This is a genomic window from Cribrihabitans neustonicus, from assembly GCF_048820895.1.
GTDB lineage: Bacteria > Pseudomonadota > Alphaproteobacteria > Rhodobacterales > Rhodobacteraceae > Cribrihabitans_A > Cribrihabitans_A neustonicus.
The window spans coordinates 112,658-118,819 of record NZ_JBMERQ010000009.1 but is presented as its reverse complement, the minus strand read 5'-3'; the positions used below and the strand labels follow the sequence as shown (position 1 = coordinate 118,819).

The 6,162-nt window shown below is 64.8% G+C and carries 7 protein-coding genes; 4 read left to right on the top strand and 3 right to left on the bottom strand.

What is annotated here, in order from left to right; all coding sequences use genetic code 11:
* The 3 genes from ACOHWE_RS16570 to ACOHWE_RS16560 all read right to left on the bottom strand — a co-directional run.
* The coding region (locus ACOHWE_RS16570) for a GTP-binding protein (protein WP_420667836.1) at positions 1–147 on the bottom strand (147 nt) is incomplete at its 3' end.
* A gap of 123 nt (positions 148–270) precedes the next feature.
* Positions 271–870 (bottom strand): hypothetical protein, encoded by a 600-nt coding sequence (locus ACOHWE_RS16565; RefSeq protein WP_420667833.1) that lies wholly within the window; start codon positions 868–870, stop codon positions 271–273.
* Between the two features lie 125 nt (positions 871–995).
* Complete coding sequence (locus ACOHWE_RS16560; RefSeq protein WP_420667832.1) at positions 996–3,344, bottom strand: DNA topoisomerase IV subunit A; 2,349 nt, start codon at positions 3,342–3,344, stop codon at positions 996–998.
* A 273-nt stretch (positions 3,345–3,617) separates the two neighbouring features.
* On the opposite strand from ACOHWE_RS16560, the gene ACOHWE_RS16555 reads away from it, so the two are divergent.
* The 4 genes from ACOHWE_RS16555 (at position 3,618) to ACOHWE_RS16540 (ending at position 6,070) form a co-directional block, all read left to right on the top strand.
* Positions 3,618–4,289: an SH3 domain-containing protein gene (locus tag ACOHWE_RS16555; RefSeq protein ID WP_420667831.1), complete on the top strand. Its 672-nt coding sequence runs from the start codon at positions 3,618–3,620 to the stop codon at positions 4,287–4,289.
* Between the two features lie 57 nt (positions 4,290–4,346).
* Positions 4,347–5,177: an SDR family NAD(P)-dependent oxidoreductase gene (locus ACOHWE_RS16550; protein ID WP_420667830.1), complete on the top strand. Its 831-nt coding sequence runs from the start codon at positions 4,347–4,349 to the stop codon at positions 5,175–5,177.
* Positions 5,178–5,287: 110 nt separating this feature from the next.
* Positions 5,288–5,491: a twin transmembrane helix small protein gene (locus ACOHWE_RS16545; protein ID WP_420667829.1), complete on the top strand. Its 204-nt coding sequence runs from the start codon at positions 5,288–5,290 to the stop codon at positions 5,489–5,491.
* Positions 5,492–5,497: 6 nt separating this feature from the next.
* Positions 5,498–6,070, top strand: coding sequence for a cob(I)yrinic acid a,c-diamide adenosyltransferase (locus tag ACOHWE_RS16540; RefSeq protein ID WP_420667828.1), 573 nt, complete (start codon positions 5,498–5,500; stop codon positions 6,068–6,070).
* The last annotated feature ends 92 nt before the right edge of the window (positions 6,071–6,162 follow it).

The window sequence follows — 6,162 nt, the reverse complement described above, 5'->3', positions numbered from 1 at the left end:
CGGCGCGCCGTCGATCTGGTCGTAGGCCTTGAAGTCGCCGAAGTATTTGGTGATCGCTGCGGTCAGCGTGGTCTTGCCGTGGTCAACGTGGCCGACGGTGCCGATGTTGACGTGCGGTTTATTACGCTCAAACTTTTCCTTTGCCATTCCTCAGGCGCCCTTTTGAAATGAGGGGTCAGCTTGGACCCGGTTTCCTCTGCGCGGGCGGGTTATTTGGTTTGCGGGGAAAAATCAACCCGTTCCTGCTTGACAGAAGCGGAAATCGCCGGCTCAGCCGGAAGGGACCGGGGCCACTGCGCCATCCGGTGGGGTATCTGCGGATGCTTCAGCGCCGCGCGGAGCAAACCACCCCTCTTCGCGGTGCCGCTCTGCCATCCATTCCTCAACCTTGTCGGCGATATTGACCGCAAGACCCGCGATCTGCTCCTCCTTGCTGCGGGCATGGCCGGAGCCCAGCACCGCGCTTTCGCCCGTGGTGCTTTCGAAGATCTCCATCTGATGCTTCTTGGCGAGGAATTCCTTGGCGGCGACGTCGTAGACAAAGACGTTCACCACCGCGACGCTCTTGGGTGAGAACAGCACCGGCACCCCTGCAGGGGCCAGCATGAAACCTTCCAGCGTCACCGCCACATCGTATTCCTGGCTGCCCTCGTAGCGGCGCAGGCGGGCTTCCAGTGCATTCTCGATCGGCGCGGTCCATTCCGAGTGATCAGCCTGCCGCGACATCGGCCATTGCAGCGCCTTTTCGGTATAGACGTAGGCAAGCCGCGGCTTGAAGGCGCCGAGGTCCTCGGGCGGTTCGTCCAGCCGGGTCTCGCCGCAGGCGGCAAGCAGGGCCAGGGCGGCGAGGGAAGCAATCATGCGCAGCATGGCGGGTCCTTGTCCGTTATTTCCGGGTCCACAGATAGCCCTGCGTTACGACGCGGGTAAAGAGCAGGAGGCCTGTACTCCGCGCGCAGGTGGCAGGCGGAGCACAGGAAGGCGCCCGGGAGGCCTTATTTGAACTTGTAATTACGCGGAAAACCGTGCGGCGGGCGTTTGCCGATACCGGCGCGCTTGCCAAGCCACGGCGTCAGATCGCTTTCGTGCCGTGTCTTGCCGCCGCCCATTTCCCACTTCAGCCCGTCGTCCCAGTTGAAGGTGGTGACGTCGCTCAGGCCGCCATCCAGTTCCAGCGCCCCCTGCTTGCCGCGGGCCATGTTGTATTTTTGCAGGCGCACGCCCTTGCCGCGGGTCAGTTCGGGCATCTCCTCGACCGAGAAGACGAGGAACTTGCCGTTTTCCGAGACCACCGCCACGTGATCGCCCTCGACCGGGATGCAGATGCTGGCGCGGTCGCCGTCCTTCACGTTCAAGACCTGCTTGCCGCTGCGGGTCTGGGCGACGATCTCCTTCTCGGCGCAGATGAAGCCGTTGCCGGCGTCGGAAGCGACCAGCAGCTTGCCCTCGGGGTTGTGGATCAGGAGATCGACGATCTCCACTTCATTGGGCAGGTCCACCATCAGCCGCACGGGTTCCCCCATACCGCGCCCGCCCGGCAGATTCGCCGCCGAGAGCGTATAGAACCGGCCGTTCGAGCCGAACACCAGGAGCCGGTCCGTGGTCTCTGCGTGGAAAATGAAGCGCGGGCCGTCGCCGTCCTTGAACTTCAGCTCGCGACCCAGATCGATATGGCCGGTCATCGCCCGGATCCAGCCCATCTGCGAGCAGACCACGGTGATCGGCTCGCGGTCGATCATCGCCTCCAGCGGCACCTCTTCGACCTCGCCCGCCTCGGCAAAGCGGGTGCGGCGGGCGCCGCCTTCGTAGTTCTTGCCGAACTGCTTCTTGGTGTCCTTCAGCTGTTCGGAGATGCGCGTCCACTGCAGCTCTTCCGAACCCTGAAGCTCCACCAGCCCGGCGCGCTCCTCACGCAGCGCGTCGCGCTCGCGGACCAGTTCGATCTCCTCCAGCTTGCGCAAGCTGCGCAGGCGCATGTTGAGGATCGCCTCGGCCTGCACCTCGGTCAGCTCGCCCATGCCGGCGCCCGGAGTGACATACTCGGCCTCGGTGAACGCGCGCGGGTGCTCGCGGCCCCAGTCTTCGCGCATCAGCGCCGCCTTCGGATCCTCGTCGTAGCGGATGATGTCGATCACCCGGTCGAGGTTGAGGAAGGCGATGATGAAACCGTTCAGCACCTCCAGCCGGTGGTCGATCTTTTCCATCCGGTGCTGCGACCGGCGCTGCAGCACGTCGCGGCGGTGGTCGAGGAAGGCGCGCAGCACTTCCTTCATCGAGCAGACCTTGGGCGTCACGCCGTCGATCAGCACGTTCATGTTCAGGCTGAAACGGATCTCCAGGTCCGAGTTGCGGAACATCATGCCCATCAGGAGCTCGGGGTCCACGTTCTTGGACTTGGGCTCCAGGATGATGCGGATGTCATCGGCCGATTCGTCGCGCACATCAGCGAGGATCGGGACCTTCTTGGTCTGAATCAGCTCGGCGATTTTCTCGATCAGCTTGGACTTCTGGACCTGGTAGGGGATCTCGGTCACCACCACCTGCCACTGGCCGCGGCCCAGGTCCTCGACCTCCCAGGTGCAGCGCAGCCGGAACGAGCCGCGCCCGGTGCGGTAGGCCTTGGCGATGTTCTCCTTCGGCTCGACGATGACGCCGCCGGTCGGGAAGTCAGGGCCGGGCACGTAGTTCAGCAGGGTCTCGTCGCGCGCATCAGGCGTCCTGATCAGATGCAGGCAGGCGTCGATCAGCTCGGCGATATTGTGCGGCGGGATATTGGTCGCCATGCCAACCGCAATGCCCGCCGCGCCATTGGCCAGAATGTTAGGGAAGGTCGCGGGCAGCACCGACGGCTCGGTCAGGCGGCCATCGTAGTTGTCGCGGAAGTCGACCGCGTTCTCGTTCAGCCCCTCCAGCATCGCCTCGGCGACGAAGGTCATCCGCGCCTCGGTGTAGCGCGAAGCAGCCGGGTTGTCGCCGTCGATGTTGCCGAAGTTGCCCTGGCCGTCGACCAGCGGGTAGCGGACGTTGAAATCCTGCGCCAGGCGCGCCATTGCATCGTAAATCGCGGCGTCGCCGTGCGGGTGGAAGTCGCCCATCGTGTCGCCGGAGATCTTCGCCGACTTCAGGAAGCCGCCGCTGGAAGACAGCCGCAGCCGGTTCATCGCATAGAGGATCCGCCGGTGCACCGGCTTCAGCCCATCGCGCGCATCGGGCAGCGCCCGGTGCATGATGGTGCTCAGCGCATAGGTCAGGTAGCGCTCGCCAATGGCGCGGCGCAACGGTTCCAGAATCTCTCCGTTTTCCGGAGGTGCGGGGATGTCGTGGTGATCTTCCAGGTCGCTCATGGCTAGCGTGATACTGTCCGCGTTGAATTTGGTAAAGCGGGCGCGGGCGAAATTCGCACGGGGCCACCCCAGACCGGAACATAGCAGCGCGCAATCCGCAATTGGCCTGCCTTCAAGGGCGCGAAGGCGCGGTTTCCCCCCGGAGCAATTGCACTAATTTAACCAGAAGCCGGAACAATACATCAGGCCTGTGCGTAGAACATCCAGCAGGGCGCATCGACTGCGTCCTTGAATTTTCAGGTTTTTTCGGCAGTTCCGTGGGGGGTTAGTGTTATGCCGCGTCTTGTGATCGCATCGTTTCTTATTCTGGGCTGGACTTTCTACGAAATGAGCGGGGGTGCGGATTTCGAACCGCGCAAAGGCCCTTCCGCCGCTGTCGATATCGCCAAAACCGCATTTTCCCATGATCCCGCGCCGGCGCCCGTCCGCCGCACCGCGGTGGACGCAGATTCGCTTGTGACCCGGGTCGCGCTGAACGAAACCACGCCGGTGCGCCCGGCGGCCGATCCGGAGCTGCGCAGCCAGGTCGCCCGGCGGCAGATCGCTGCGGCGGGCCCCGCCATCGCCCGCTCCGGCACCGCCTTCCCGCCTGCCGGCGGGCAGCAGGCAGTGGTGCAGCTTGCCTCCCTCGATGCCGGGCTCGCCGGGTTGCAACCGGTGAAGGCTGCCGCTCCGGCCGCCGATGCAGCATTGCAGGCCCAGCCCGAACCGCAGGCCGTTTCGGTTGAGCAGACGGACGCCGCCCCTGCCGAAGATGTCCGCCAGATTACTGCCACCCGTGTCAACATGCGGCTTGGGCCGGGAACCAACTACCCGGTGCTCACCCAGCTTGACCGCGGCGACGAGGTCGTCGTCTTCGAGGACGACGGCAGCGGATGGCTGCACCTGCGGGTGCCCTCGCGGGGCCGGGTGGGCTGGATTGCCGCTTCCCTGGTCAGCGATTAAGCCCCATAAGGCTGCGCGAGGCCCGCGTGCCGGGCCGCCGCAGCACAAGGGCGCTTCATGCAAAAAACAATCCTGATCACCGGCTGCTCTTCCGGCATCGGCCTGGACGCAGCCCGGGGCATGCGGGAGCGCGGCTGGAAAGTTTTCGCGTCCTGCCGCCAGCAGCGCGACTGCGACCGGATTCGCGCCGAGGGCTTCCTTAGCCCGCGCATCGACTACACCGACCCCGCCACCATCGAAGCGGGCCTCGCCGAAGTGCTGGAGGCCACCGGCGGAACCCTCGATGTTCTGTTCAACAACGGCGCCCACGGTCTGCCCGGCGCGGTGGAGGATTTGCCGACTGAAGCCCTGCGCACCATTTTTGAGGCCAATTTCTTCGGCTGGCATGAACTGACCCGAAGGGTGATCCCGGTGATGCGGGCGCAAGGGCACGGTCGGATCGTGCAGAACTCTTCGATCCTCGGCTTTGTGTCCTTTCCCTGGCGCGGGGCCTATGTGGCGACGAAATACGCGCTGGAAGGACTGACCGACACACTGCGCGTGGAGCTGCGCGGCAGCGGCATCCACCTGGTGCTGATCGAGCCCGGACCGGTCACGTCCAAGATCCGGGAGAAATCAATCCCCTACTTCGAGCGTTTCATCGACTGGAAAAGCTCGGCCCTGCGCGCCCGCTACGAATCGGGACTGCTGAACCGGCTCTATAACAGCCGCGGCCCCGATCGTTTCGAGCTGCCACCTTCTGCCGTGACCGCCAAGCTGGCGCTTGCATGCGAATCCCGCAATCCCCGGCCGCGCTATTACGTCACCATGCCCACCCATATCGCAGGCGTGCTGCGACGCCTGCTCAGCACTAGGGCAATTGACCGCATCCTGGCCCGGCTGCAGTAGCGCGATTCCTGGTCGCATCCGCCCGCCCCGCGGGCTACAGCAGGCCGCAGCGCCACTCTGCAAACCAACCCGCCCAGCCGATTGGGCTTGGCGATACTCCGGGGGACTTGATGACCGATCCGCTATATTACATCGCCGTGCTTGCGGTCCTGGCCACCATTGCCGTTCTGGTGATCGGCATTGGCGGCTTTGGCAAGGGCGGGACGTTCAATAAGAAATACGCGAACAAGATGATGCGGCTGCGCATCCTGCTTCAATTCATTGCAGTGGTGCTGATCCTGGCCTACATCTACCTGCGCAGCCAGGGAGGGTAATGCGCCATGGTCGTGCTCAACAAGATCTACACCCGCACCGGCGACAAGGGCGACACCGCGCTCGGCAATGGCGAGCGGGTGGCCAAGCACTCGGCCCGGGTCAACGCCTATGGCACCGCGGACGAGCTGAATGCCTTTGTTGGCGCCGCCCGGCTGGAGGCCGAGGCGGAAATGGACGAGGCGCTCGCCCGTATCCAGAACGATCTCTTCGATCTTGGCGCCGATCTCTGCCGTCCGGGAATGGAGAAGGACGCCGAAGCCGAATACCCGCCGCTGCGCATCGCCGCCGCTCAGGTGGACCGCCTCGAGGGCGAGATTGACGCGATGAACAAGGGCCTGGAGCCCCTGCGCAGCTTCATTCTGCCGGGCGGCTCACGACTCTCGGCACAGCTGCACATCTGCCGCACGGTGGCCCGCCGCGCCGAGCGCCTGACCACCGAGCTCAGCACTATCGAAGACGTGAACCCGGCCGCCGTAAAATACCTGAACCGGCTCAGCGACTGGTTCTTCGTCGCCGCCCGCACCGCCAACAACGGCGGCAAGAACGACGTGCTCTGGGTGCCGGGCGCCAACCGCTAGGCCCGCGGCACGCTGCCCGGTGCCGATTCGCATCGGGCTTTTTCCTTCGGCATTTTCCCTCGGAGCACCGGCCCCCGGCCCTGTTCCGCGGC

Excerpts from the sequence above, each read along its gene's own strand:
- ACOHWE_RS16540 (WP_420667828.1), top strand. The coding sequence starts at position 5,498 with ATGGTCGTGCTCAACAAGATCTACACCCGCACCGGCGACAAGGGCGAC.
- ACOHWE_RS16555 (WP_420667831.1), top strand. The coding sequence starts at position 3,618 with ATGCCGCGTCTTGTGATCGCATCGTTTCTTATTCTGGGCTGGACTTTC.
- ACOHWE_RS16545 (WP_420667829.1), top strand. The coding sequence starts at position 5,288 with ATGACCGATCCGCTATATTACATCGCCGTGCTTGCGGTCCTGGCCACC.
- ACOHWE_RS16560 (WP_420667832.1), bottom strand. The coding sequence starts at position 3,344 with ATGAGCGACCTGGAAGATCACCACGACATCCCCGCACCTCCGGAAAAC.
- ACOHWE_RS16565 (WP_420667833.1), bottom strand. The coding sequence starts at position 870 with ATGCTGCGCATGATTGCTTCCCTCGCCGCCCTGGCCCTGCTTGCCGCC.
- ACOHWE_RS16550 (WP_420667830.1), top strand. The coding sequence starts at position 4,347 with ATGCAAAAAACAATCCTGATCACCGGCTGCTCTTCCGGCATCGGCCTG.